Raw genomic sequence first — 25,713 nt, forward strand, 5'->3', positions numbered from 1 at the left:
CATCCGCGATCAGGTGATCACGGTCGGGGCGTCGCGGCCAGTGCGGGCCTTGATACCGGCCAGGTCCTCGGCAGCGACGATCAGGTCGGCCAGTGCCTCCTGCGTTTCGATGCCATGGTTGGATGAGTTTGGCTCATAGCGCTCGATATAGACGCGCAAAGTTGCGCCCGACGTGCCGGTGCCAGACAGGCGGAAGACCACCCGCGAGCCGCCCTCGAACATCACCCTGATGCCTTGCTTCTTGCTCTCGGAATGATCGACTGGATCGTGATAGGCGAAGTCATCGGCCTTTTCGACCTTCAATGCGCCGATCATGGTGCCGGGAAGGGTGGCAAGCTTGGCGCGCAGCGCGTCCATCAGGCCATTGGCGGCATCCGAATCCACTTCCTCGTAATCGTGGCGGGAATAGAAATTGCGGCCATAGGAGGCCCAATGCTGGCGCACGATGTCCTGCACGCTTTCGCCACGGCTGGCCAGCACGTTCAGCCAGAGCAGCACGGCCCAGAGCCCGTCTTTTTCGCGCACATGGCTGGAGCCTGTTCCAGCACTTTCTTCACCGCAGATCGTCACCTTGCCGGCGTCGAGCAGGTTGCCGAAGAATTTCCAGCCGGTGGGCGTCTCGTACATACCGATCTTCAGCCGTTCGGCGACGCGGTCAGCTGCGGCACTGGTCGGCATGGAGCGGGCAATGCCGGCAATGCCGCCGGAATAACCGGGCGCCAGATTGGCATTGGCGGCCAGAATGGCCAGACTGTCTGAAGGCGTGACGAAAATGCCCTTGCCGATGATCAGGTTGCGGTCGCCGTCGCCGTCGGAGGCTGCGCCGAAATCGGGTGCATCCGCTCCCATCATCTCGTCATAAAGCTCTTTGGCATGAACGAGGTTCGGGTCGGGATGATGACCGCCGAAATCCGGCAGCGGAATGAAATTGCGCACCGTGCCCTCAGGCGCGCCCAGGCGGTTTTCGAGGATTTCCTTGGCATATGGACCGGTGACAGCGCTCATCGCATCGAAGACCATGCGGAAGCCGAGGCTGAACAGATTGCGGATACCGGCAAAATCGAACAATGTCTCCATCAGCGCGGCATAATCGGCCACCGGGTCGAGGACCTCAACAGTCATTTCGCCCAGATCGAACGAGCCGATCCGGTCGAGATTGATGTCGGCGGCTTCCACCGTCTTATAGGCGGTGATGGTCTTGGTATTGGTGTAGATCGCATCGGTGATCTTTTCGGGCGCTGGCCCACCATTGCCGATATTGTATTTGATGCCGAAATCTTCGGTCGGGCCGCCGGGATTGTGGCTGGCCGACAGCACGATGCCGCCGAAGGCCTTGTATTTGCGGATGATGTGGGAGGCCGCTGGCGTCGATAGAATGCCGCCTTGACCGACGAGCACCCGGCCAAAGCCGTTGGCCGCCGCCATCTTGATGGCTTTCTGGATGACTTCACGGTTGTAAAACCGGCCATCGCCGCCAATCACCAGCGTCTTGCCTTTGAAATCTTCAAGCGAATCGAAAATCGACTGGATGAAGTTTTCGGCGTAATGCTCCTGCTGGAATTGGGGCACCTTCTTGCGCAGACCCGACGTGCCGGGTTTCTGGTCCGAATAGGGTTTGGTTGGAACCGTAATAATCATGCGTGTTTCAGCCTTTTCCGAGGAGGCGGTTATAAACATCGACGTAGCGCTGGGCGCTTGCTGTCCAGGATACGTCTGCTTTCATGCCCTGCTTCTGGATCTGATACCATAGTTTCTTGTCGTCGAAGAGGCGGATTGCCCGGCGTACCGCCTGTCGCAAACCTGCCACCGTGACCGGGGCGAACTGTATGCCGGTGGCAGCCTTTGCCGCAAGTGCTGCCGCATTGGCGTCGATGACCGTGTCATTCAAACCACCGGTGCGGCTCACCACCGGAACACAGCCGTAGCGCAGGCCGTAAAGCTGGGTCAAGCCGCAAGGTTCAAATCGCGACGGAATGAGGATGGCATCGGCACCCGCCTGCATCAGATGCGACAGGGGTTCGTTATAGCCCATCACCATGCCGATCCGGCCCGGATGACGGCTGGCCACCGCCTGCAAGGCGTCTTCAAGGGCTGGATCGCCGGAGCCGAGAATGACCAGCTTGCCGCCGGCTGCGACCAGATCGTCGGCGACCTCGGCCAGTACATCCATGCCTTTTTGCCAGGTGAGGCGGGAAATCACGCAGAAAATCGGTGCCGCATCATCGTCGAGGCAGAAATGCCGGGAGAGCGCTTCGCGATTGGCGACGCGCTTGCGCAGGGCAGCTGCGCTATAAGGCGAGGCGATCAGCCCGTCATCATCGGGGTTCCAGACGGCGGTATCGATGCCGTTGACGATGCCGAACAGGTCATTGGCGCGGCTGGCGATCAGCCCTTCCATGCCCATGCCGAAATGCGGATCGAGAATTTCCTCGGCATAAGACGGGCTGACCGTGCTGATGGCGTGGGCGGTGGCAATGCCGCCTTTCAGAAAAGCCAGCGTGCCGTAATATTCGAGCGCTTCCCACAGCGCATGGTCCGGCAGACAGAGAGCCGGGAGGATATCGGCTGAAAATTGCCCCTGAAAAGCGATGTTGTGAATGGTGATGAGGCTCGGAATTTCCGGCTTCTCATCATAGCGCATATAAACCGGCACCAGGGCGGCCTGCCAATCGTGGACATGGACGAGATCGGGCCGCCAATCATCCAGCGCACCTTGAGCGATCCGGGCGCCTGCCAGCGACAGCGCCGCAAACCGTTTCCAGTTGTCGTCATAGTCGCGGCCATTGCTATCCACATAGGGGCCGCCTGGGCGGTTAAACAGCGTTGGCGCATCAAGGATCAGCAGGTCCAGGCCCTCATGGCGGGCCGAAAGAACGGTTGCAGGCTCGCCTAGAAGATCAGGCATATGCAGCAGCACATCCGTGTTACCCAGCTTGGCGAGAACTGCCGGATAGCCCGGCAGCAGGGTTCTGGTGTTTATGCCCAAGGGTTCGAGCGCCAGCGGCAGGGCGCCCGCCACATCGGCAAGCCCCCCGGTCTTGATCAGGGGATAGACTTCCGAGGCGACCGACAGGATGTTCATGTGCTCTACAGCCCCAGCTTGTCAATCATGGCCTGGGTGATCAGGCAGATACCGTTTTCACTGCGGCGGAAGCGCTTGGCGTCGATCTCCGGGTCTTCGCCGACGATCAGCCCTTCAGGAATGGTGACGCCATGGTCGATCACCACATTGGTCAAGCGGGCATGACGGCCAATGGTGACCTTGGGCAGAATGACGGCGCCTTCCAGCCGCGAATAGGAATTGGCGCGAACCCCGGTAAACAGCAGGCTGCGATAGAGCGTCGAGCCGGAGATGATGCAATCCCCCGACACCAGAGAGGAAATTGCCGAACCGCGGCGGCCTTCATCGTCATGAACGAACTTTGCCGGCGGATTGATTTCGGCATAGGTCCAGATCGGCCAGGATTTATCGTAGATATCCAGTTCCGGCAGGATGTCGGTCAGGTCAACATTGGCCTGCCAATAGGCGTCGATGGTGCCGACATCACGCCAATAGGGGGTCTTTTCGAAATCCGAGCGCACGCAGGATGAGGCAAAGCGATGCGCCACGGCTTTGCCGTGTTCGACGATATAGGGAATGATGTCCTTGCCGAAATCCCGGCTGGAATTGGGGTCGGCGGCGTCGCGGCGCAGGCAATCCATCAGGAATTTGGTGTGGAACACGTAAATGCCCATTGAGGCGAGCGCCATGGTTTCATTGCCGGGAATGCCTGGCGGATCGGCGGGCTTTTCGACGAAGGCAATGATCTGGTCCTTGTCATCGACATGCATGACACCGAACGCCGAGGCTTCCATGCGTGGCACTTCCATGCAGCCAATCGTGACATCGGCACCACTGTCGACATGCTGCTGGAGCATGAATTCATAGTCCATCTTATAGACGTGGTCGCCCGCCAGGATCACCATATATTCCGGGCCATAAGGCTCGATAATATCGATATTCTGGAAGACGGCATCCGCGGTGCCTTCATACCATTGCGTTTCAGAAACGCGTTGGCTGGCTGGCAGGATGTCGAAGCTTTCGTTGCGCTCGGGCCGCAGGAAATCCCAGCCACGCTGCATGTGGCGGATCAGCGAATGGGCCTTGTACTGGGTGGCGACGCCAATGCGGCGAATGCCGGAGTTTAGCGCATTCGACAGGGCAAAATCGATGATCCGGGCCTTGCCGCCGAAATAGACGGCAGGTTTTGCCCGCCGGTCGGTCAGTTCCTTAAGGCGGCTGCCCCGTCCGCCGGCCAGTACATACGCCATGGCATCGCGCGCCAGCGGCTGAATTCTCTTTGTCGGCGTCATGCAATCTCCTCCCGCATGTCTAAAAACGTGTTCGTCCGAGAGCATCGTACAGAAAACCGGAATCAGCTCGATGCTCTCAGTTTTTGTTTACGCATCGGATTTATCCGAAAACCGGTTCTTAACTTTCGGTCCGATGCTTACTGTTCCAACTCCAGCATAATCACCGCCAGCGGCGGCAGTGACAGCGTCGCGTGCGCCCATGGCGCCTTGTCGGAGGTCGTTGCCGCATCGAGTACGGCCTCCACCCGGCCGCCATTGCCCTTGCCACTACCGCCATAGATCTCGGCATCAGTATTGAGGATTTCCCGCCAGCGGCCTGCCACCGGCAGCGGCACGTCGTAACGCTGGTAATAGACTGGCGTCAGGTTGGCGATGACAGCCACCGGCCTTTCGCCGGGCGTCTTGCGCAGCCAGGCAAAGACCGATTGATCGGCATCCTCGCTGATCAGCCATTCGAACCCTTCGCCCTCGCAGTCGCGGGCATGCAGCGCCGGCTTGTTACGATAGGTAAAGTTCAGATCACGCACCAGGCGGCGCATGCCCTCATGCAGCGGATATTGCAGCAGGTTCCAGTCCAGCGACCGTTCCTCGCTCCATTCGCTCCACTGGGCAAATTCCTGGCCCATGAACAGCAGTTTTTTGCCGGGATAGCCCCACATGAAGCCATAATAGGCGCGAAGATTGGCGAATTTCTGCCAGTCGTCGCCTGGCATCTTGGCAATCATCGAGCCTTTGCCATGCACCACTTCATCGTGGGAAATCGGCAGCATGAAATTTTCGCTATAGGCATAGATCAGCCCAAAGGTAATCTCATGGTGATGATGCTTGCGATGCACGGGGTCGCGGGCAAAATAGCTCAAAGTGTCATGCATGAAGCCCATGTTCCACTTGAAGCCGAATCCAAGCCCGCCCTCGTGGACCGGCTGGGACACTTTCGGCCAGGAGGTGCTTTCCTCCGCAATGGTCATCACCTGTGGATGGGCGCCGTAGAGATGCTCGTTCATCTTTTGCAGGAAGCGGACCGCCTCCAGGTTTTCCCGTCCACCATATTCATTGGGTATCCACTCGCCTTCCTTGCGGGAATAGTCGAGATAAAGCATCGAGGCGACCGCATCGACCCGCACGCCATCGAGGTGGAATTTTTCCGCCCAGTACAGCGCATTGTTGACCAAATAAGACAGAACCTCGATCCGCCCGTAATTGTAGATCGCGGTGTTCCAGTCGGGGTGGAAGCCCTTGCGCGGGTCCTCATGCTCATAAAGAGCCGTGCCGTCGAAAAACCGCAACCCATGGGCATCGGTCGGGAAATGGGCCGGAACCCAATCGAGAATGACGCTGAGGCCAACCTTGTGACAGCCGTTGACGAAGCGGGCAAAGCCCTCCGGCTCGCCAAACCGCGCACTTGGCGCGTAAAGACCTGTCGTCTGATAGCCCCAAGAGGGGTCATAGGGATGTTCGGTAATGGGCAGGAATTCGATATGGGTAAAGCCCATTTCGGTGCAATAGGGGATCAGCCGTTCCGCCAGCTCGTCCCAGCTAAGGAAGCTGCCGTCCGCACGCTTCTGCCAGGAACCGGCATGGACCTCATAGACCGAGATCGGCTGGCGGCGCTTGTCGATACTGCCCCAATGGGCCAGATGCGCCGCATCCTCCCAGTCCTGGGAAAGCTCGGCTGCGGTGATGGAGGCGGTTTGCGGGCGAAACTCGCTGCGGCGGGCGAACGGATCGGCCTTCAGCGGCAAAAGCTCGCCATTGACGCCGATGATCTCGTATTTATAGGCCGAACCTGGCCGGACATCGGGGGCGAAAATCTCCCAGATGCCGGTATCGCGGCGCAGCCGCATCACATGGCGGCGGCCATCCCATTCATTGAAATCGCCGACCACCGAGACCCGTCTTGCATTCGGCGCCCAGACGGCGAAATGAAAGCCATCGACGCCCTGATGCTTGATCGGATGGGCGCCCATCTTGTCGAACAGCCGCAGATGCGACCCTTCGCGCAGGAAGTAATCGTCCATCGGCCCGAGAACCGGCCCGAAACTATAGGGATCGGTCAGCGACCATTCCTCATCGCCCCGGCAGGCGCGGTAGCGCAGTGGCTGCTGGGTCTTGATCGCCACAGGACCGGCGAAAAAACCAGCTGGGTCAAGACAGGCCAGCTCTCCGGCAAGGCTGCCGTCGAGCGTGAGCGCGGTAATGCTGTCGGCGCCCGGCACAAAACAGCGGGCAATGAACCCATTCGCTCCGGCATGAACGCCGAGCACCGAAAACGGATCGGTGTACATGCCGGCGACGATGGCTTCGATCTCGGCAGAAGAAAGGTGGTCAGCGGAGGGCGCAGGACCGCTCTCGGCTGATACTTGCGTCTGCCTGGTTGTTTTCTTCATCAGGCTCTCCAGATGTCGGCCGTATACTGTCTGATCGTCCGGTCGGAGGAGAACCAGCCCATGCGGGCCGTATTCAGAATGGCTTTGGATTGCCAGAGGGGCTGGTCGGTCCAGACCGCGTCCACCTGACGTTGGGCTGTGGCATAGGCGTCGAAGTCGGCAGCCACCATGAACCAGTCATGGTTATAGAGCCCATCCACCAGGCTGGCGAACCGGTCCCGATCGTCAGGCGAGAACACGCCGGACGCGATGGCGGCCAGTGCCTGGGACAGTTCGCGCGACCGTTCGATGATCGGGCGCGGGGTATGCCCCTCGGCACGCACCTTGCCGACCTCTTCCGCAGTCATTCCAAAGATAAAGATATTGTCTTCTCCGACGTGATCGCGCATTTCCACATTGGCCCCATCCAGGGTGCCGATGGTCAGCGCACCGTTTAACGCGAACTTCATGTTCCCGGTTCCCGATGCTTCCATGCCGGCGGTGGAAATTTGTTCGGAGAGATCGGCTGCTGGCACCATGACTTCGGCCAGCGACACATTGTAATTGGGAATGAACACCACTTTCAAAAGGCCGCGCACCGAGGGATCATTGTTGATGACCCGCGCCACGTCATTGGCCAGTTTGATGATCAGTTTGGCATTGTGATAGCTCGGCGCCGCCTTACCTGCGAACAGCTTGACGCGCGGCGCCCAGTCGCGTTCCGGATGCGAGCGGATCTGGTCGTAGAGCGCTACGGTCTCGATGATGTTCAAGAGCTGGCGCTTGTATTCGTGGATGCGCTTGATCTGGATGTCGAACATCGCCGAAGGGTCAAGCCTGATGCCCATGCGGCTGGCAACCAGATTGGCCAGCTGCTCCTTGTTGGTCCGCTTGACAGCGGCAAATTTCTGCTGGAAGGCGCTGTCCTTGGCAAAGGCATCCAGCGCGGTCAGCTTTTCGGCGTCGTCAAGGAAGTCGTCGCCGATCGCTTCGCGGATCAGCGAGGTCAGGCCGGGGTTGCACTGCATCAGCCAGCGGCGCGGAGTAATGCCATTGGTCTTGTTGTTGATCCGGTCCGGGTAGAGCTTGTGCAGGGTGGCGAATACCGTTTCCTTCATCAACTCGGTATGCAGGGCTGAAACACCGTTGATCGAATGGGAGCCCATAAAGGCCAGATTGCCCATCCGCACCCGGCGGTCGCCACTTTCATCGATTAGCGACAGGCTGGTGATTTCCAGATCGGTGAAATTCTTCTGCTTGCGCGCTTCCACCAGGCATTTTGCGTTGATCGCGTAGACCAGCTGCATATGGCGCGGCAACAGCCGCTCGAACAGCGGCACCGGCCAGCTTTCCAGCGCTTCGGGCAGCAGCGTGTGGTTGGTATAGGAAAAGGTCTCGCGGGTCACGTCCCAGGCCGTGTCGAAATCCATGCCGTGGACGTCGGTCAATTGCCGCATCAGTTCAGCGACAGAGACGGCAGGATGCGTGTCGTTCAGCTGGATCGCCACCTTTTTCGACAGGTCGGTCAGCGCATTGCCCTGTTGCAGGTGACGCCGGACGATGTCCTGAAGCGAAGCCGAGCAGAAAAAATATTCCTGCCGCAACCGCAATTCCTGGCCAGCCGCGGTGGCATCGGCGGGGTAGAGAACACGGGTCAGGCTCTCGGCCCGGTTGCTTTCACGCAGCGCGCCGATATGGTCGCCTGCATTGAAGGCGTCAAGCAGGATCGGGTCGATCGGCTGGGCTGACCAGAGCCGAAGCGTGTTGATGCGCTCGCCGCGCCAGCCGACGATGGGCGTGTCATAGGCGGTGGCGATCACCCGCTCGCTTGGCTTCCAGACGTGGCGGATCTCCTCACCGCTGGTGCCGTTGGAGGCGGTCTCGACGCCGCCGCCAAAGCCGACTTCATAGGAGCTTTCGCGCCGCTCGAATTCCCAGGGATTGCCGTGGGCGAGCCACGTCTCGGGTAGTTCCACCTGCCAGCCATCGGCCATCTGCTGGCGAAACAGGCCGTGGACGTAGCGAATACCATAGCCATAGGCCGGGATATTTACGGTCGCCATGCTTTCCATGAAGCAGGCAGCCAGACGGCCAAGTCCGCCATTGCCCAGCGCCGCATCGGGCTCCAGCCCGGCGATGACGCCAAGATCGACGCCGAGCGATTCCAGCGCTGCCTTGATCTCCTCGACCAGGCCGAGATTGGTCATTGCATCGCGCATCAACCGGCCAATCAGAAACTCCAGCGACAGATAATAGACCCGCTTGGCATTGGTGGCATAGGTCTGGCGGGTGGATTCCATCCACTTGTCGATAATGCGGTCACGCACCACCAGGATAGTAGCGGTCAGCCAATCATGCGGCTTGGCAACCTTCGCATCCTTGCCGATACCATAGGTCAGCCGCTCGATGATTTCGGCGGCCAGCGTTTCCGGATTGGAGACGCGGGGTTTGGGAAGGGGAAGATCGGCCTTTGGATGAGTTTCATTCATGACTTCGCCACATGGTGAGGAGGAAAGGGCAGGGCGCGAGACCGATGGTCATGCGGTTTGCCAACCACCGGCACATGCAGTGTATGCATCCTTGGCGAATAGTTGCAACAGCGTATTTTTTTCGAGCGCAGTCGTAGCTTGTATTTTTATGGTTCAGTTAAGCCCCGGATTATTCTTGGGATTATTCTAGCGTCCGCACTTTGTGCCAATACTTCGCCCTTTGCGTCATCACGAAAGCTAAGGGACCTGCGATAATTGAGGTATGTTCGGGATGGGCCGCAAGGATATGGCCAGCCCGCAAGCCATCCGCCTCGCTACTTGTGGTTCATAGACGGCAGAAAGTCCTCGACCTGCTTGCGCTCGCCCGCCTCCAGCACCTCGATATTTTCCGCCCAGAATTTGGCGGCTTCCGCCGGTTCGCCTTCCCATTTGCGGGTATCGGTGATGTTGTCATCCATCTTCAATTTCCGGGTGCCGCCCAGTTCGAGATAACGTTTTGCCAGTTTCAGCGACGGTGTGTCTTCCATGGTTCGCTCCTTATGTTTCAAGGAGGCTAAAGGCGCGCCAGAGGGGTAAAGTTCCAGACATCGTCGTCTGGCGCAGTTTGGATCTACCAAAATCAATTCATCAGGCGTGTCGAGGTGGAGGTCGCTTTCTTACCGATTTCTCCGAAGGCGGCGACAAGGCTTGCCGCATCGGTTGCCTCGTAATAATGCGAGGCGTCGCTGGCGCAGGCACTGAGCAGCGACTTGCCATTGGCCGGTGCCATGAAGGCAACCGTATAGATCTGGATGCCATCGGCCTTGATGCTTGTGCATTGGCTGCGCACGGCGGTGTCGATGCTGGAGTTCCAGCTGCTGCTATTGCCGGTCATTTCCCCGTCCGTCATGAAGACGATGTAACGGCCAATCTTGCTGACGCTCGAGACATTATGGGCGTTAATCTCTGTCTTGTTGGATGTTTGCAGCGCGCTATAGGCCGCACTCAGCGCTCCTCTGGCATCGGTGCCGCCGGTAGCGCTCAACGCATTGACATAGGTAACGACATTGGCGGTTCCCCAGCTCATGGCCTGGGCGGTATCGGCACTGGCATTGTAGGAATCGGCTCCAGTGCGCACATATTCACTGTTTGGATCGGCCTTCTTGAGCTGTGCGGCTAGGTCGGCGACGGCTAGCTTCAGGGATTCGATCTTCGTGTAGTTTTTCGTGCAGCTATAGCTCGTCGTCGTTGTCTTCTTGTTGTAGCCATAGCCAGACGTCGTGGTTTTGGTGCAGGTCCCCGTGTAGGTCGTCGTCGTTTCGTCGTTCATCGAACCTGATCGGTCGAGCACCAGATACATCGAAAGCGGGCTCTCGGAGGCCGTGGTCGCGGCCTGGGCCTTGCCATAGGCCTTCAGCGTCACCGTCTCCCACCCCAAAACCCTCGAAAGCGCATTCATGGTGATGGTATAGCTACCTGTCAGTTCTACCTCATAGGCGGTCGATGAGCTGTTGACCTGGGTAGTCTTGACGCAAATATCCGGTTCCGCCTGTGTGATCTGTTCCACCGAACTGGTGTTCTCGTCTCTGGCCATGGTATTGGCCAGCTGCGAGGAAAGGAAGCTCTTGGCAAGGGCAATGGCGTCAGCCTCGCTCATGCCGTTGCTCATTGCCGAGGCGGCAGCAAGGGCTGCTGCATCCACAGAGCTTTGCAGGGCGCTTTTTGATTGCACCGTCTCCGTCGCATCCATCGCGAGACCTGCCACGCCGATGGAAACCGGCAGCAGAACCGCTGTCATCATGCCGAAATTGCCGCCGCTATGCCTGAGCAGGCGGCGTGTCAAAGCACCGGCTTGCCGCGCTCTCGTGGCGAGTAAACGACAGGCACGCAAACCAGGGTTAAGCGCCGAAATGACCATCATGTCCATCCGTGACGTTGATCCGGCACTTGTCATCTCTTCAACGAAATGAAAGCATCGGTCGTGTTTCCTGCAACAGGACCGTGGCTTGACGATCCGCATCGCTGCTGAGGAATTGATAGGACACACTGCTTGCAACTGGCTTAATGTGGTTGCTCAAATGCAACCTATTCCTGAAATAGTGCGGTCGAAACGGAGGCGATACGCGCCTCGTCAAGCAATCGGAATCAGGTCCACCGCCTGAACGGTTGTGTGATTGCCATAGCCTTTCAAAACGCCGATGACTGGCGCGACATCGGAATAGTCACGGCCATATGCCACCACCACGTGGTCTGTGCCGGCGGCAATATCATTGGTCGGGTCAAGCTCGACCCAGCCGACGGTTTTGCCGCACCAGACCCTGACCCAGGCATGCATGGCGTCGGCGCCTGCCAGCCGTTCCTTGCCCGGTGGCGGAATGGTGCGCAGGAATCCGCTGACATAGCCTGCGGGAATGCCGAGGCTGCGCAGCGCCACGATCATGATATGGGAAAAATCCTGGCAGACGCCCTTTTTCAGCGCAAAGGCCTGTTTCGGGGTGGTATCGACAGTGGTGGCCTTGGGGTCGTATTTGAAATCCTTGTGGATGCGGGCGCAAAGCTGTTCGGCGATCTGGCGCACCGTCATGCCGGGCTTCACGACGGAGCGGGCATAGGCGGCAATATCGGGGTTTTCAGGCAGCCGTGGGCTTGATCCGGTGAAATGATGCGGGGAGGCTGGCTCCAGCGACCAATATTCAAAAAGCTCGACGGCAAGCCGGTCTGGCAATGGCGAAAAATCCGCAGTGAACGGTTGGCTATCCACCTGGATACGAGCCTGAAGGCGGATATCCAGTTTGTCATGGGAAGAGCGATAGGCGAAAGTCGTGGCCGGATGCGTGAAAAAATCGGCAAAACCAGTCCGTTCATCCGGCTGCGGCTCGATGGAAATCGAACCGGCAATCAGCCTTTGCCGCTCCGGCAGCGAGATCGGCATGATGCGCAGGATATGGCGCCCGCCAGCGGCGGCCACATCGTAATCATAGCCCATATGCAGTGTCAGATCGTACAGCATCGATATGTCTTTGCTCATCCGAGGTAGGTTTGCGCCAAAAGATCTGACAGCAATTCCAATTCTTTTTCCAGATGATTGTAGATATCAGGCGTCATCATTTCCGGTGTCATCACCGCCACGCTTGAATGCAGCCGAACGGTTTCGCGCAGGAAGCGTGACATCTGACCGTTGACCTTGGCATTGGGCAATTGCTCCACTTCGTTATGGATCTCATTGAGTTGAAACAGGATGGAGCGCGGATTGAGCGGGTCGAGCGCCAGAAGATCGGTCACGGTCAGGTGGGCGGTGTTGACGTTATAGCGCCGCCGATGGGTCATGACATTGTCGCCAATCTCCAGCAGCATGTCGAGCGCGCCATCCGGCGCATCCTGCCCTGCCATATGGCCGAGCAGCCGGGTCATGTGCATGCCGCGCTCCAGGTAGCGGCCGATGGCGAGGAAACGCCAGCCGGTGAAGCGATACATGTTTTCATGCACCAGACCGGCAAAGCCCGCCAGCTTACGCAGCAGGATGGTCATGGCATGCGAGGCGTCATCGCCGGGCTTGATCTTTTCATGAAAACGCCGCGCGGTCTTGGCGAGATCATTCAGCGCCAGCCATCCATCCGGCGAGAACCGGTCGCGGATATTGCTGGCAGAATAGACCGCGCTGTTGATATTGCCGAGCAGACTTTCCGGCACGCCCTGGTCTGTATTGATGTCCAGTGCTTCCAGATAGTCGCTGACAAAGGCCAGAAGCGGCTGTTTCGGATCAGCTGTTTCGGCAAAGCGGGCATTCCAGGCACGAAGGATTCGCAGCGCCCCTTCGGCCCGCTCAATATAGCGGCCAAGCCAGAACAGGTTGTCGGCGGCGCGGCTGGGCAGGCTGCCTGGCATGTTGCGGGTAAATTGTTCTTCGGCTGGCAGCAGCGTGATCCGCTCGACCGGCTTTTCGGAAACGATCCACACATCGGCGGCAGACCCGCCGGCCTGCATGGCCATCGCCGCCACATCGCTGCCGCTGCCGATCCGCCCAAACCCGCCCGGCATGATCTGCCAGCCGTCCTTGGTGCGTGCCGCAAACACCCGCAAGCTCATCGGCCTCGGTTGCAGTCTGCCATCGACCATGGCGGGGGTGGTGGAGAGCGTCACGGCTTCCTGACCGACCAGCTTGGCGCCGTCGGTTTCCAGCCAGCTGGCAATCGAGTGCTGGGCGGTTTCCCGCAAGGTCGCGCCGAGCACCGATTGCCTGTTGTCGTCGAAAAACGGCTGGCGGGAATAGGCCGGACCGATCACCATTTTCTCGATATTGCCGGCGACATGGTCGCGCTCCTGTTTTTGCCCGCACCACCAGGTGGCAATTGAGGGCAGCAACAGGTCCTCACCCAGCAGATGCCGACAGATGGTCGGCAGAAAAGCCATCAGCGCCCGGGTTTCGAGAATGCCGGAGCCGAGCGCGTTGACGAAAGTGACCGCCTGGTTGCGCAGCGCCTGCACCACGCCCGGTGTGCCGATATGGCTGAGCTGGTTCAGCTCCAGCGGATCGGCAAAGGCCGCATCCAAACGGCGCCAGAGCACCCCGATCGGCTTCAGCCCGGCCACGGTACGCACCATGACCTTGCCGTTCACCACCGTCAGGTCTTCGCCCTCCAGCAGCATGATGCCGAGATAGCGGGCGATATAGGCGTGTTCGAAATAGGTTTCATTGGCCGGGCCGGGGGACAGCACGGCGATCCGGTCATCAGGGCTTTGTTTGTGGCCCTGAAGCGCATCACGAAATGCCCCGAAGAACGAGGCAAGCCGGTGGACATGGGTTTCGGCATAGATATCGGAAAAGGCCCGCGCCGTCGCCACCCGGTTTTCCAGCGCAAAGCCCGCGCCAGAAGGTGCTTGCGTGCGGTCGGCCAGCACCCACCAGGCGCCATCTGGCCCACGGCCGATCTCGAAGGAGCAGAAATGCAGGTAATGGCCACCTGCCGGTTTCACCCCGACCAGAGGCCGCAGGAATTCACCATTGGCGGCAATCAATGCCGGCGGAATGAAGCCTTCCTGCACCAGCCTGTTATCGCTGTAGATATCGGCGACAACCTGTTCCAGCAATTCGGCCCGCTGCACCAGGCCGCGCGCCAGAATCTGCCATTCGGCATCGGCGATCAGCACTGGAATATGGGAGAACGGCCAGGCCCGCTCGGTGGGACCGGCAGACCCATAGGCACGGTAAAAGACCCCGGCATCGCGCAGATAGCGGTCGGCACGGGCGAAGCGCTCGTGCAATTGCTCTTCATCCATGCCGTTGATGGCGGCGACGAAAGTCTGCCAGACCGGACGGATATTTCCGTCCCGGTCCAGCATTTCGTCGGCAGCGCCGGGCAAGGCCCGGTAGCCATCGGCAAACGCCGCTCCGGGGTCCTTCTCCAGCCTGTCCATCTCCATGGCCGTACGCTTCGTCATCTTCATTCCTGCCGAAGCATGTCATTCTCGTAAAACGGTTTCGCATGTTTACCGGAACGACATGGCTTCTTGTTGACGCATGTCGTCTCCGTAAAACCGCTAGGCACTTTTACGCGACATGCTTTCTTGCTGACGCATGTCGTTGCCGTAAAACCGCTGCACACTTTTACGCGACATAGCTTCTTGCTGAAGCATGTCGTTGCCGTAAAACCGTTTCACACTTTTACGCGACACGCTTAGATCCCGTGTGGTCGCCGCAAATCCAATGTGTGCGGAAATTCCGGCGAGACGGCTTCCGGCCACAGCGGATAAGATCCGGCTGTATGGCCCCAGGGTTCGAACCGCGCAAGCCGCCTAGCCTCCGCTTCATTGCCATTCACAGGGAAAGTATCATAACTGCGACCACCGGGATGCGCGACATGATACACACAACCACCGATCGACCGCCCTGTCCATATATCATAAACGTCGAATGTTAGCGGTGTGTTTACAGGCAGGACCGGATGCAGACCCGATGCCGGTTGCCAGGCCTTGTAGCGGACCCCGGCGATGGCTACCCCATTGGTACCGCTTTTCTTCAGCGGCAGGCGGCGGCCATTGCAGGCAATGGTGTACCGGTCGGGATTGGCGGTCTCCAGCTTGACTTGCAAACGCTCCACGGAACTATCGACATAGCGCACGGTGCCGCCGATGGCGCCTTCCTCGCCCATCACATGCCAGGGCTCCAGCGCCTGGCGCAGCTCCAGCTTGCTGTCTTCGTATTCTACCTGTCCGACGAAGGGGAAGCGGAACTCTAGTTGGGCGGCAAACCATTCCGGCTTGAAGTCGAAGCCGTGTTCGCGCAGGTCTGACAACACTTCGAGAAAATCCTGCCAGAGATAATGCGGCAGCATGAAGCGGTCGTGCAATGCCGTGCCCCAGCGCACGAAATTTCCACCGATCGGGCTCTTCCAGAACCTGGCGATCAGCGCTCGCACCAGCAATTGCTGGGCCAGCGACATGCGGGCATTCGGTGGCATTTCAAAGCCCCGGAATTCGACCAGACCCAGTCGCCCCGTTGGGCCGTCAGGCGAAAACAGCTTGTCGATGCAGATTTCCGAACGATGGGTGTTGCCGGTAACATCGGTCAGCAGGTTGCGAAACAGCCGGTCGACCAACCATGGCAGGGGCGGCAGAGTTCCATTGCCCGGCATGGGAATCTGGGCCAGCGCGATTTCCAGCTCGTAGAGCGTATCATGGCGGGCTTCATCAAAGCGCGGCGCCTGGCTGGTCGGGCCGATGAACATGCCCGAGAACATATAGGACAAAGCCGGATGGCGCTGCCAATGCAGGACCAGGCTTTTCAGCAGATCCGGGCGGCGCAGGAACGGGCTGTCACCGGGATTGGCGCCGCCGACCACCACATGGTTGCCGCCGCCGGTGCCGGTATGGCGGCCGTCGATCATGAACTTATCGGCGCCAAGCCGCGTCTGGCGGGCCTCTTCATAGATGATATCAGTGGTGGCCACGCAATCCTGCCAGCTATCGGCGGGGTGGATATTGACCTCGATAACCCCAGGATCGGGCGCGACACGAATGACATTGATGCGCTCGTCCTGTGGCGGCGCATAGCCTTCGATGTGGATCGGCAGGCCGAGATTGTGCGCAGCGGTCTCGGCGGCGGCTACCAGTTCCAGATAGTCCTCGATCCGCTCCACCGGCGGCATGAACACGCAAAGCCGGCCATCGCGCGGCTCGACGCTCATGGCGGTGCGCACGGCGCCGGTTATATCACCGGTTGAGCCGGCAATATTCTGTTCGTTGCGGTCCTGCTGGGCGTCGCTGGTTTTGCGCGAGGCTTCCGACAGCGCCCGGCCTTCGCGGGCATCCGGGCCGAAATCCGGCAGCGGTGTGCGTGGGATGGAAGGGTCTGCCGTGTGGATATAGGGATATTGCGAGGGCGGCACATAGGGCAGGGTGCCGAGCGGCATGCGAAAGCCAACGGGACTGTCGCCTGGAATCAGGAAGATCTTGCCGCGCCGGGTGCGCCATTTCTCGCTGATCCAGCGCCGACCGCTTGCCTTGGCGTTCCAGGCCTGGACCGGCAGGATATAGCCGGTGGGGATGGTCAAACCGCGCTCAAACACCTTGGCGATGCGGGCGCGCTCTTCCGGGCTTTCCAGCTTGGAATTGGACGGATCGACATTTTCCGGCAGGCTGCCTTCCTTGATGATCCAGGCTGCGGGATCTTCATAGGCCGGGAGGATCATGTCCGGCTCGATCTCCAGCTCGGTGGCAATGCCAGCCATCAGCGCCTGGGCCTGCTCATGGCTCACATTGGTATCGGCTGTCTCCGCGGCAATCAGGTCCGGATTATGCCAGATCGGCTTGCCATCCTTGCGCCAGTAGAGCGAGAAGGTCCAGCGCGGCAGGCTTTCACCCGGATACCATTTTCCCTGGCCGTAATGCAGGAAGCCGCCGGGGGCAAAGCGGGTACGCAGCTTGCGGATCAACTGATCGGCCAGCGCCCGTTTGGTCGGGCCAACCGCATCTGTATTCCATTCCGCCGACTGGAAATCGTCGATCGACACGAAGGTCGGTTCGCCGCCCATGGTCAGGCGCACGTCATGGGCCTTCAGATCGCCATCAACCTTCAGGCCAAGCGCATTCAGCGCTTCCCAGCTTTCATCGGAAAACGGTTTGGTGATGCGCGGATGCTCGGCAACCCGTGTCACCTTCATGTCGAAATCGAAATCGGTTTTTGCTTGCCCGAAATAGCCGCCGGAAATCGGCGCGGCGTTTTTGTAATGCGGTGTGGCGGCCAGTGGAATATGGCTTTCGCCGGTCATCAGGCCGGAGGTCGGGTCCAGGCCGATCCAGCCAGCGCCGGGAATATAGGCTTCCGCCCAGGCATGCAGGTCGGTGAAATCCACCTTGGTGCCGGAGGGGCCATCCAGCGCTTCCAGATCCGGCTTCAGCTGGATCAGATAGCCGGAGACGAAGCGGGCGGCAAAGCCCAGATGCCGCAGAATCTGCACCAGCAACCAGCTGGTATCGCGGCAGGAGCCGCGCGCCGAGGTCAGCGTTTCATCCGGTGTCTGCACGCCTGGCTCCAGGCGGATCACATAGCCGATTTCGCTTTGCAGGCGGGCATTGAGCGCGACGATCATATCGACCGTGCCTTGGCCCGGCGTCATGTCCAGGGTCTTGAGATAGGAATCGAGCGCAGGGCTGTCCGGCTCTGGTTTCTTGTAGATCGCCAGATCCTCGCGGATATCTTCCGGGTATTCGAACGGCCAGGTGACGGCCTCTTCCTCCGTGAAGAAATCGAAGGGATTGTAGATGCTCATATCGGCGGTGAGATCGACTTCGATCTTGAACTCGGTGACCGGATCGGGAAACACGAAACGGGCCAGATAGTTGCCGTAGGGATCTTGCTGGAGATTGACGAAGTGATTTTCGGGCGTGACCTTGAGGGAGTGGCTCAGAACCTTTGTTCTGGAATGGGCCGCCGGTTTCAGGCGAATGATCTGCGGCCCCAGGCGGATCGGCGTGTCATATTTATAATGAGTGAGATGATAAATGCTTGCCTTGATCGCCATGAAACCCCTCGTCCGTGGTCCGGACCTAATGCCATTCTGATTGTGCCTGATCTTGTGCAATGCACAGAAATAAAGCAAGTCGGCTTCTTGGGAATTTGTTGGGCAGTGATTTGGGAGGCTGCAAACCGTCGCCTGACCCTCGGATATTGGCACCTTTGCTCGATGCTGTCTCCAGAGCGTCATCCTCGGGCTTGTCCCGAGGATCTGCCTCTGGTGGAGGAATTTTCGACGGTATCAAATGGTCAGCCGAGGTTAGATGCTCGGCACAAGGCCGAGCATGACGGCAGGGCAAGCCGCCTGCCGTGTCCAACCTCGTTAAACCCCTCAGGTGCGCCCGAACTCATCGACCAGCCGGACGATATCGTCCTCACCCAGATAGGAGCCGGTCTGAATTTCGATCATTTCCAGCATGATCTTGCCGGGATTGCCAAGCCGATGCACCGCACCTTGCGGAATATAGATCGACTGGTTCTCATAGAGCATGGTCACCTTGTCGTTGATCGTCACTTCGGCGGTGCCGCGCACGCAGATCCAGTGTTCGGACCGATGGAAGTGCTTTTGCAGCGACAATTTCTTTTCTGGGTGGACGAACAGCCGCTTCACCTGGAATCGGTCACCGTTGAGGATCGACGTATAGCCGCCCCAGGGCCGCAGCGAAGTCGGATGGGTCTCGGTGAGGTTTGCCGTCTTCTTGTCGCTGGCCAGAAGCTTGACCAGATTGCCAACCTCCTGGGCCTCGTCCAGCCGACCGACGAAGACCGCGTCTTCGCTGGCAATCACCGCGACGCCGTCCATGCCCTGCACGGCCAGATGACTGTTGCGCGAGATGACCAGTGAATTGCGGGTGTTGTGGACGGTGGCATTGCCCTTGACGACATTGCCGTCGGCATCGGCGTCGCCGATTTTCCACACCGCGTCCCAGCTGCCGAGATCCGACCATTGGATGGCGGAGGGGACGACGGCGGCATTGGCGGTTTTTTCCATCACCGCATAATCGAGGGAAATCGAAGGGGCTGCGGTAAAGGCCTCGGTATTGAGCCGGATGAAATCGATATCCTTGGTGGCCTTGGCGACGGCCTCTGTCGCGGCTGCCATCACCTCTGGCGCGTAGCGCTCCAGTTCGTCGATGATATTTGTCGCGCAAAACAGGAACATGCCGGAGTTCCAATAGTAATTTCCGGCATCGATCAGGGCTTGCGCCTTTTGCGCATCCGGCTTTTCAACGAAACGACTGACGGCATGGGCACCGTTGCCGAGATCGGCACCCAGTTCGATATAGCCATAGCCGGTGGCCGGCTCCGTTGGGGTAATGCCGAAGGTGACGAGCTTGCCGCTCCGTGCGGCGGTGGCCGCAGCCGTGATCGAGGCAAGATAGACGGCATCGACGGTGATGGCGTGGTCGGACGCCAGCACGAGCAGGGCCGCATCAGGCCCGAATCGTTCCGCAACGACGCGGGCGGCGACGGCAATGGCGGCTGCCGTGTTGCGCGCCACCGGCTCCAGCAGGATGCCTGACAGCGCCACGCCCTGTTCGCGCGCCTGTTCGGCGACCAGGAAGCGAAACTCCTCATTGGTCACCACCAACGGCGCTTCATAAAGACTGGTATCGCTGACGCGCTGCAAGGTGGACTGAAAAAGCGTTTCCTCGCCCACCACTTTCAGGAACTGCTTGGCGGCGGTGGCGCGCGATAGCGGCCAGAGCCGCGTACCCTTGCCGCCTGCCATGATGACGGGGACGATTTTATCGGTCATTCTCGGTCCTTTCTGCTGCGCGATGGTCACCTTATGCCGGTTTGGCACCAACGGCCAATTCGAACCCAAGAGATTGCGCAGAAGTGTTAGGGGTTTGTTGCATTTTTCCGTGAGCGATCCAAGTCTAGCTCTGTTGCCATGGTATAGATTTGCTGAGATGGTTTATGCGGAACACGCAATTCTATAATTTTAGACAGTGTATGCGGCAAGATGATCCCATCCGGCGTTGGCATAGCGACATGTGAAGGTCGTTTCCGACGGGCTGCTACAGCCCCGGCTAGGCCACGCGCCCGGTTCTCGCGTTACTCACAAGACCTACACGCAGACTGTCACCGAAGACATGCGACCGATCATGATCGATTAGGACCTCGAACGGTCAAGGCGCGGTTGATTATCCGTTGTAGCCGGTAGTCCTTAAGTGCTGTTCGGCAGCGTGTCCTAAATAGCTTCTTTTCGCAGAGAAAAAACTGGGCCAGTTGCCATCCTCATCCTTCACCAACTGGGACAAGGTTAACTCTCTTAATATTTCTTCGATTTCCTTGCCTGCCTCTAATGAGCGTTCCACAATTTCATTGAGGTAGTCCAACTCTACCTTTCGAAGGCGTTTCAATCGCGGCGCGTCGAGCTTCAGCATATCTATAGTTTGTTTGGCTATTGTTAAATCCACGCCCGCCGCTGTGCATCCCTTGTCGTCAACCTCAATAGAAATCTGATCAGAACCATCTACCCGGTGAAATTTGAATATACCGGGAAAGGCAGGTAAATCAGATGGTTTGAAAATCAGGCTATCCCAATCGTTATCTTCTTTGGGCACATCACAGGACGTATCAGGACTGGTGAAACGAGCTTCTGCGGAATTGACATATTTCTCGCTTCCACCATGGCAGCAACAGAAGAGATTTTGCCAGTCGAGGTGCCAATTGAACTCAGTAGAGGTATCCGATTTTGGGTGAAAATGCTCGACGCGAAAATCAGCCTTACCGACATTCGCAGGGATCAAGTCAATTTCGCAATAACAACAAATACCGCCTTGGTCCTGCCGCAGATGATTTTGGATTTCATCTCGCCTATCTTGATCGGCAACGCACAACTTCCAGTTCGAAGTAGGGTTTGCAGCACGATATTGCTCTAAACTACGCGGCTCCTGCCCTTTATTTATTCGTTTCATTTCGACGGCCCAAAGTTTTCAAACGAATGTCGATGTCAAGACGCCTAAGCTCAGGTTCTTTTTGAGCGCCCCATTTATCCAGTTCACGTCGGAGATCGACTGCTTCGGGTGTGTCCCAAAGGTTTTGGGCAACCAGCTCTTGGTATTTTCCCAATTTCTTAACGATTTCCAAATCGGTCGCTCGCGGCGACCGAACGTCTAGCACGTCAAGCAGCACTTGTTGTGCCTCTGCGCCCTCAGAAAATTGGATCGGTCGCACAAATGCTTCACCATCCTGCCAATCGATTACACGCACACACTCCGGTTTGACCGAAGACACGACTTGGGGGCTGTGAGTAGTGACGATGAACTGTATTTTCGGAAAGACCCTCATGAGGTCTAACAACACATGCTGCTGCCAGCCGGGATGAAGATGAAGGTCAACTTCATCAATGAGGACTATGCCTTGTGCGAAAAGCGGATCAGGCATTTGAGGATTTGCTTCCGCCATCCGCACTGCAATATCCATTACCATTGCAATGGTTGTTCGAAAGCCATCGCTTAATTGCTCGATACGCAATTCCTTGCTTTCGCCGTCGTGCTTCCAGTCTACCTTGATGCCTGCTGGAAGAGCCTTCTCAAGATTTGAAAAGCTTGGCAGCATGGCATACACGGCACGTCTTACAGCTTCCAATTCTGGAGCTTGAACGTCGAAACTCCTTGCCTCTCGCTGAAGTTGTGTTTCTTGATCGGAGAGGAAATAAAAGTATTCAACCAACTGTCTAAAATTAGCTCTTGCTTCTAGGGCACTCTTATAAGCTTGAAAACGAGGGAAGACTTTGCCAAATCCCTTCTTTCTTTTCGGGATGTCAAACACTCCTCTGCCGGTGCCATAATAAGCTATGATCGGCAGTTCGTAAGGATTTTCGCTATTCTCAGCATCTATAAATTTATCTGCAAGCTTGTGCAGCTGCGAAAGCCCTTGAGCTTCAGGAATGTCTCTTAATGTCCCGCGAGACTGATCACGTTTTTCCGTTCGGTCCCATACGATCCCATCAAATGTTTCACACCTTATGCGCATATAGGGCGGCTTGGGGCCGCTTTCTGGGACTAAAAGGTCAGATGCTTTATCCGGGTTAATGCCAGAAACTAGGGGGAGGCGAGTGAGAAACGACCCTAAACCTAATGCAATAGCGTCAAGGACACTCGTCTTGCCAGCGCCATTGCGAGCAACAAGAACCGTTATCTGTTCATGGAAATCGATTTCGAAATTCCTGAACCGCCGAAAGTTAGTGAGCGTGAGCTTCTTAATTTTCACTGGTATACCCTTTGCAGTGCTCCGCTATTAGCCTCGCTCGCGTGTGGCAAGAGGTTTCTTTCCTTTATCGGTATCTGCTTCAAATGAAGCTGTCACTACACCATTTTAAAACGTTGAGCATGCCACGGAGAAATAGAAATCGCACCAGCCAACTCGGAGTATGTTGCACTCCCGATTTGGCAACATCAACGAAAAAGGGCTCAGCGATGTCTCGCTAAGCCCCTGAACTGGATGGTGGGCGTGACAGGGATTGAACCTGTGACCCCTACGATGTCAACGTAGTGCTCTCCCGCTGAGCTACACGCCCATCCGATGGCGGGGGTAAACCATGAAACCGCCGGTTCCGTCAATAGCTATTGCGCGGTTTGGGCCAAGAATTCGGCAAGCAATTGTATCCGCTGGCTTTTCCGGGTTTACGCGCAAGCGCCTCACTGTCGTGATCTACCATGCGCCAGGAGGTGGCGCATGCATCGTTTGCCGAGCCGCTTGCGATGCGATGCATGATCGTCGCAAATCGCGACCGATTGGAAGATTCCAATCTGAGCGGCGCAGTCGCTGGAATCAGGCGGTCTCAGGCGGCGGTCAGCAGCTTGTTCACCTCGTCTACCAGGTCGCGCAGGTGGAAGGGCTTGGACAGGACCTTGGCGTCCTTGGGAGCCTTGGAATCGGCGTTCAGTGCCACGGCGGCAAAGCCGGTGATGAACATTACCTTCAGGTCCGGGTCGAGTTCGGTGGCGCGGCGCGCCAGCTCGATGCCGTCCATTTCCGGCATGACGATGTCGGTCAGGAGCAGCGAGAAGGGTTCTTCCCGAAGCCTGTCATAGGCGCTGGCGCCATTGTCATAGGAGGATACTTTGTATCCGGCCTTTTCCAGGGCTTTCACCAGGAAGCGGCGCATGTCGTTATCGTCTTCGGCAAGAAGTATTTTCTGAGTCATTGCTGGACCGTTACTCAACTGGGATCATGGTGTTAAGCTTTCCCAGATATTCCAGCCCGTGTAAACAGCAGGTGAAGACGGGAAAGCCGGGTGTGATTTTTCGCCACTACAGCGACCTGTCCGCGTCTTTGGCGGCGCTGACAGGTCGCTGTAGCACATTATAACTGCTGCATACGCGCTGCGTGATTCTCCTATCACGCCGTATTCCGCTTCAAGATTAATGCAGTATGGACTTCGCGGTGGCCAACTGGCAACATATGTTTCATTATGAATTGCTGATTTGGTAAAGAAGGGGTGAGATGCAGCCGGGGCCTGACGATTTCGAGCTGTTTGACGTGCGCGAACCCGAACAGCATAGCATTCCCTTTGTTTACAATTCCCCTCATAGCGGCAGAGATTATCCACAGGAGTTTCTCGCCCGTTCGCGTCTGGACAAGCTTTCCATCCGCCGTTCGGAGGATCATTTCGTCGATGAGCTGTTTGCAGCGGCACCCGACCACGGCGCGCCCTTGCTCTACGCGAAATTTCCACGCGCCTATATTGATGTCAATCGCGAGCCTTATGAGCTCGATCCGAAGATGTTTTCCGGCGCCCTGCCGCCTTACGTCAATGCCCATTCGGTACGTGTTGCCGGAGGGCTCGGCACCATTGCGCGGATTGTCGCCGAAAATATGGAAATCTACCGGGAGCGGTTGAGCGTGGAGGAGGGGATTGCCCGGATCGAGACGATCTACAAGCCCTATCACGCCTGCCTGCGCCGGCTGATTGCCCGCACCCATGCCCGTTTTGGGGCGGCTATTCTGATCGACTGCCATTCGATGCCGGGCAATATTCGGCTGAGCGGCAGCGCCATTCGTCCGGATTTCATCATTGGCGACCGATATGGCACGAGTGCCACGGCAGAGCTGACCCATGCCGCCATGCAGGTGCTCAGTGATTTTGGATTTACGGCGGTACGCAACAAGCCCTATGCCGGTGGCTTCATCACCGAACATTACGGCCGTCCCGCCAGGGGCCTGCATGCTCTACAGATCGAAATCAACCGCGCACTGTATGTCGATGAGGCCACGTTGGAAAAGCGACCGGATTTCGCCTCGCTTGCAGCCGTGCTGTCGCGGTTCATTGGTCAGATGGCGGAGCTTTCCAAAGGCATTGCCACGCCCGGCCTCGGCGATGGCGCGCTCGCCGCCGAATAGTACATTGTTCCGAAAAGTGGAAGCCGGTTCTGGACCCCGCGATGCACAGCGCGATAGGGCAAAAAAAACCGCGCTCGAGGCGCGGCAAGTCTAGGGAGGAAACACCCAAGGAGGGTATTTACAGTCGAAAGACTGTAAGACGTATCATATTTTGCATTGCACAAATGTCAAGGCAATTTTGACATTTTTTTAATCATGATTATTATTTAGGCGTTTGCATCAAGGAAATGCTCGAATGGTGTGCAATTCGGCGCTCTGCCTGTCGTCCTGATAAATTTATGCTGGAGCGAATTCCGATCCGGCTTTTTATGCCGTAAGAAACGTCCACGTTCACCTTATTGAGGAAGCCGCATGCGCCCCGAGAAGACGTTTTTCGACAGCCTCGCCGAGGCCGCCAAGACCGAGACACTGCCACGCTTTCGCTCACGGCTGGATGTCGTCAACAAGGATGCGGGCGGCTATGATCCCGTCACCGAAGGCGATAAGGCAGCGGAAACCGCGATCCGCGCGCTGATCGAGGCAGAGTTTCCCGATCACGGCATTCTGGGCGAGGAACATGACAATGTCGGCCTTGGCCGCGATTGTGTCTGGGTGATCGATCCGATCGATGGAACACGGGCGTTTATTTCCGGTCTGCCCACCTGGGGAACGCTGATTGGTTTTCAGGAAAACGGCCACGCGGTAATGGGCATGATGGACCAGCCTTTTACCGGCGAGCGTTATTTTGCCGATGGGGAGAAAGCCTGGTATCGTGGACCGGATGGCCAGCGGCAGATCGCAACGCGGGCCTGCAAGGGCCTCTCGGATGCGGTGCTTTACACCACCTCGCCGGATATTTTTCTGGAAGACGAGCGGCCGCGTTTCGATGCGGTGCGGGCCAAGGTCCAACTGACCCGCTACGGCGTGGATTGCTATGCCTACGCGCTGCTGGCGGCAGGTTTTGTCGATCTGGTGATCGAAACGGGGCTGAAGCCCTACGATGTCGGCGCGCTGATTCCGATTATCGAGCAGGCGGGCGGTATTATCACCACGTGGGAGGGTGAACGGCCGGAAGCAGGTGGCAAGATCATCGCCGCCAGTTCTGCCGCTGTCTACGAGCAGGCGCGCGCGATTTTGGTCGATTGATCGCCACCGGTGTCCATGAATTTCCATGGCC

16 protein-coding genes and 1 tRNA gene are annotated in these 25,713 nt (G+C 58.0%); 2 read left to right on the plus strand and 15 right to left on the minus strand.

Annotation, left to right across the window (positions count from 1 at the left end; genetic code table 11):
- Window positions 1-9: 9 nt before the first annotated feature.
- The 15 genes from H1Y61_RS04905 to cpdR1 form a co-directional block, all read right to left on the minus strand.
- The gene (locus H1Y61_RS04905) at window positions 10-1,638 is read right to left on the minus strand and encodes an alpha-D-glucose phosphate-specific phosphoglucomutase (protein WP_071203772.1); all 1,629 of its coding nucleotides are present in this window, start codon (window positions 1,636-1,638) and stop codon (window positions 10-12) included.
- Window positions 1,639-1,645: 7 nt separating this feature from the next.
- A complete protein-coding gene (gene glgA / locus H1Y61_RS04910) occupies window positions 1,646-3,082 on the minus strand; it encodes a glycogen synthase GlgA (protein WP_180573888.1) in 1,437 nt (478 codons plus the stop codon).
- A 5-nt stretch (window positions 3,083-3,087) separates the two neighbouring features.
- Window positions 3,088-4,353, minus strand: a complete 1,266-nt coding sequence (glgC, locus tag H1Y61_RS04915; RefSeq protein WP_060718285.1) for a glucose-1-phosphate adenylyltransferase — start codon at window positions 4,351-4,353, stop codon at window positions 3,088-3,090.
- A 137-nt stretch (window positions 4,354-4,490) separates the two neighbouring features.
- Window positions 4,491-6,740 carry a 1,4-alpha-glucan branching protein GlgB gene (glgB, locus tag H1Y61_RS04920; RefSeq protein WP_180573889.1) on the minus strand — a complete coding sequence of 750 codons (2,250 nt, stop codon included), beginning with the start codon at window positions 6,738-6,740 and terminating at the stop codon, window positions 4,491-4,493.
- The gene (locus tag H1Y61_RS04925) at window positions 6,740-9,208 is read right to left on the minus strand and encodes a glycogen/starch/alpha-glucan phosphorylase (protein WP_180573890.1); all 2,469 of its coding nucleotides are present in this window, start codon (window positions 9,206-9,208) and stop codon (window positions 6,740-6,742) included. The genes glgB and H1Y61_RS04925 overlap by 1 nt, the downstream gene beginning before the upstream one ends.
- Before the next feature lie 314 nt (window positions 9,209-9,522).
- Entirely contained in the window at window positions 9,523-9,735 is a 213-nt protein-coding gene (locus tag H1Y61_RS04930; protein WP_174111698.1) for a hypothetical protein, read from the minus strand.
- Window positions 9,736-9,827: 92 nt separating this feature from the next.
- Window positions 9,828-11,108: a VWA domain-containing protein gene (locus H1Y61_RS04935; protein WP_180573891.1), complete on the minus strand. Its 1,281-nt coding sequence runs from the start codon at window positions 11,106-11,108 to the stop codon at window positions 9,828-9,830.
- A 210-nt stretch (window positions 11,109-11,318) separates the two neighbouring features.
- Entirely contained in the window at window positions 11,319-12,197 is an 879-nt protein-coding gene (locus H1Y61_RS04940) for a transglutaminase family protein (protein ID WP_180573892.1), read from the minus strand.
- 14 nt (window positions 12,198-12,211) lie between these two features.
- Complete coding sequence (locus tag H1Y61_RS04945) at window positions 12,212-14,608, minus strand: circularly permuted type 2 ATP-grasp protein (protein WP_235680876.1); 2,397 nt, start codon at window positions 14,606-14,608, stop codon at window positions 12,212-12,214.
- 254 nt (window positions 14,609-14,862) lie between these two features.
- Window positions 14,863-18,207, minus strand: coding sequence for a transglutaminase family protein (locus H1Y61_RS04950; protein WP_180573894.1), 3,345 nt, complete (start codon window positions 18,205-18,207; stop codon window positions 14,863-14,865).
- 324 nt (window positions 18,208-18,531) lie between these two features.
- On the minus strand, window positions 18,532-19,959 hold the full coding sequence (locus H1Y61_RS04955) for a mannose-1-phosphate guanylyltransferase/mannose-6-phosphate isomerase (RefSeq protein ID WP_174111690.1): 1,428 nt from the start codon (window positions 19,957-19,959) through the stop codon (window positions 18,532-18,534).
- Between the two features lie 391 nt (window positions 19,960-20,350).
- Window positions 20,351-21,127 (minus strand): retron system putative HNH endonuclease, encoded by a 777-nt coding sequence (locus H1Y61_RS04960; protein ID WP_180573895.1) that lies wholly within the window; start codon window positions 21,125-21,127, stop codon window positions 20,351-20,353.
- Window positions 21,111-22,424 (minus strand): AAA family ATPase, encoded by a 1,314-nt coding sequence (locus H1Y61_RS04965; RefSeq protein WP_180573896.1) that lies wholly within the window; start codon window positions 22,422-22,424, stop codon window positions 21,111-21,113. Before H1Y61_RS04965 ends, H1Y61_RS04960 begins: the two co-directional genes overlap by 17 nt.
- 232 nt (window positions 22,425-22,656) lie before the next feature.
- A tRNA-Val gene (locus H1Y61_RS04970) sits at window positions 22,657-22,731 on the minus strand.
- Window positions 22,732-22,995: 264 nt separating this feature from the next.
- Window positions 22,996-23,361, minus strand: coding sequence for a response regulator CpdR1 (cpdR1, locus tag H1Y61_RS04975; protein WP_015917105.1), 366 nt, complete (start codon window positions 23,359-23,361; stop codon window positions 22,996-22,998).
- Window positions 23,362-23,660: 299 nt separating this feature from the next.
- Between cpdR1 and H1Y61_RS04980 the strand changes: the two genes are divergently transcribed.
- Together H1Y61_RS04980 and hisN are read left to right on the plus strand one after the other, a co-directional pair.
- Complete coding sequence (locus H1Y61_RS04980; RefSeq protein WP_180573897.1) at window positions 23,661-24,557, plus strand: N-formylglutamate amidohydrolase; 897 nt, start codon at window positions 23,661-23,663, stop codon at window positions 24,555-24,557.
- 351 nt (window positions 24,558-24,908) lie between these two features.
- Window positions 24,909-25,682 carry a histidinol-phosphatase gene (gene hisN / locus H1Y61_RS04985; RefSeq protein WP_180573898.1) on the plus strand — a complete coding sequence of 258 codons (774 nt, stop codon included), beginning with the start codon at window positions 24,909-24,911 and terminating at the stop codon, window positions 25,680-25,682.
- Window positions 25,683-25,713 lie beyond the last annotated feature (31 nt).

The organism is Agrobacterium vitis (assembly GCF_013426735.1).
In the GTDB taxonomy this organism is placed as follows: domain Bacteria; phylum Pseudomonadota; class Alphaproteobacteria; order Rhizobiales; family Rhizobiaceae; genus Allorhizobium; species Allorhizobium vitis_D.

What these genes read in the sequence shown, in the direction of transcription:
- H1Y61_RS04905 (WP_071203772.1), bottom strand. Translation starts at nt 1,638, where the DNA reads ATGATTATTACGGTTCCAACCAAACCCTATTCGGACCAGAAACCCGGC.
- glgA (WP_180573888.1), bottom strand. Translation starts at nt 3,082, where the DNA reads ATGAACATCCTGTCGGTCGCCTCGGAAGTCTATCCCCTGATCAAGACC.
- glgC (WP_060718285.1), bottom strand. Translation starts at nt 4,353, where the DNA reads ATGACGCCGACAAAGAGAATTCAGCCGCTGGCGCGCGATGCCATGGCG.
- glgB (WP_180573889.1), bottom strand. Translation starts at nt 6,740, where the DNA reads ATGAAGAAAACAACCAGGCAGACGCAAGTATCAGCCGAGAGCGGTCCT.
- H1Y61_RS04925 (WP_180573890.1), bottom strand. Translation starts at nt 9,208, where the DNA reads ATGAATGAAACTCATCCAAAGGCCGATCTTCCCCTTCCCAAACCCCGC.
- H1Y61_RS04930 (WP_174111698.1), bottom strand. Translation starts at nt 9,735, where the DNA reads ATGGAAGACACACCGTCGCTGAAACTGGCAAAACGTTATCTCGAACTG.
- H1Y61_RS04935 (WP_180573891.1), bottom strand. Translation starts at nt 11,108, where the DNA reads ATGATGGTCATTTCGGCGCTTAACCCTGGTTTGCGTGCCTGTCGTTTA.
- H1Y61_RS04940 (WP_180573892.1), bottom strand. Translation starts at nt 12,197, where the DNA reads ATGCTGTACGATCTGACACTGCATATGGGCTATGATTACGATGTGGCC.
- H1Y61_RS04945 (WP_235680876.1), bottom strand. Translation starts at nt 14,608, where the DNA reads ATGGAGATGGACAGGCTGGAGAAGGACCCCGGAGCGGCGTTTGCCGAT.
- H1Y61_RS04950 (WP_180573894.1), bottom strand. Translation starts at nt 18,207, where the DNA reads ATGGCGATCAAGGCAAGCATTTATCATCTCACTCATTATAAATATGAC.
- H1Y61_RS04955 (WP_174111690.1), bottom strand. Translation starts at nt 19,959, where the DNA reads ATGACCGATAAAATCGTCCCCGTCATCATGGCAGGCGGCAAGGGTACG.
- H1Y61_RS04960 (WP_180573895.1), bottom strand. Translation starts at nt 21,127, where the DNA reads ATGAAACGAATAAATAAAGGGCAGGAGCCGCGTAGTTTAGAGCAATAT.
- cpdR1 (WP_015917105.1), bottom strand. Translation starts at nt 23,361, where the DNA reads ATGACTCAGAAAATACTTCTTGCCGAAGACGATAACGACATGCGCCGC.
- H1Y61_RS04980 (WP_180573897.1), top strand. Translation starts at nt 23,661, where the DNA reads ATGCAGCCGGGGCCTGACGATTTCGAGCTGTTTGACGTGCGCGAACCC.
- hisN (WP_180573898.1), top strand. Translation starts at nt 24,909, where the DNA reads ATGCGCCCCGAGAAGACGTTTTTCGACAGCCTCGCCGAGGCCGCCAAG.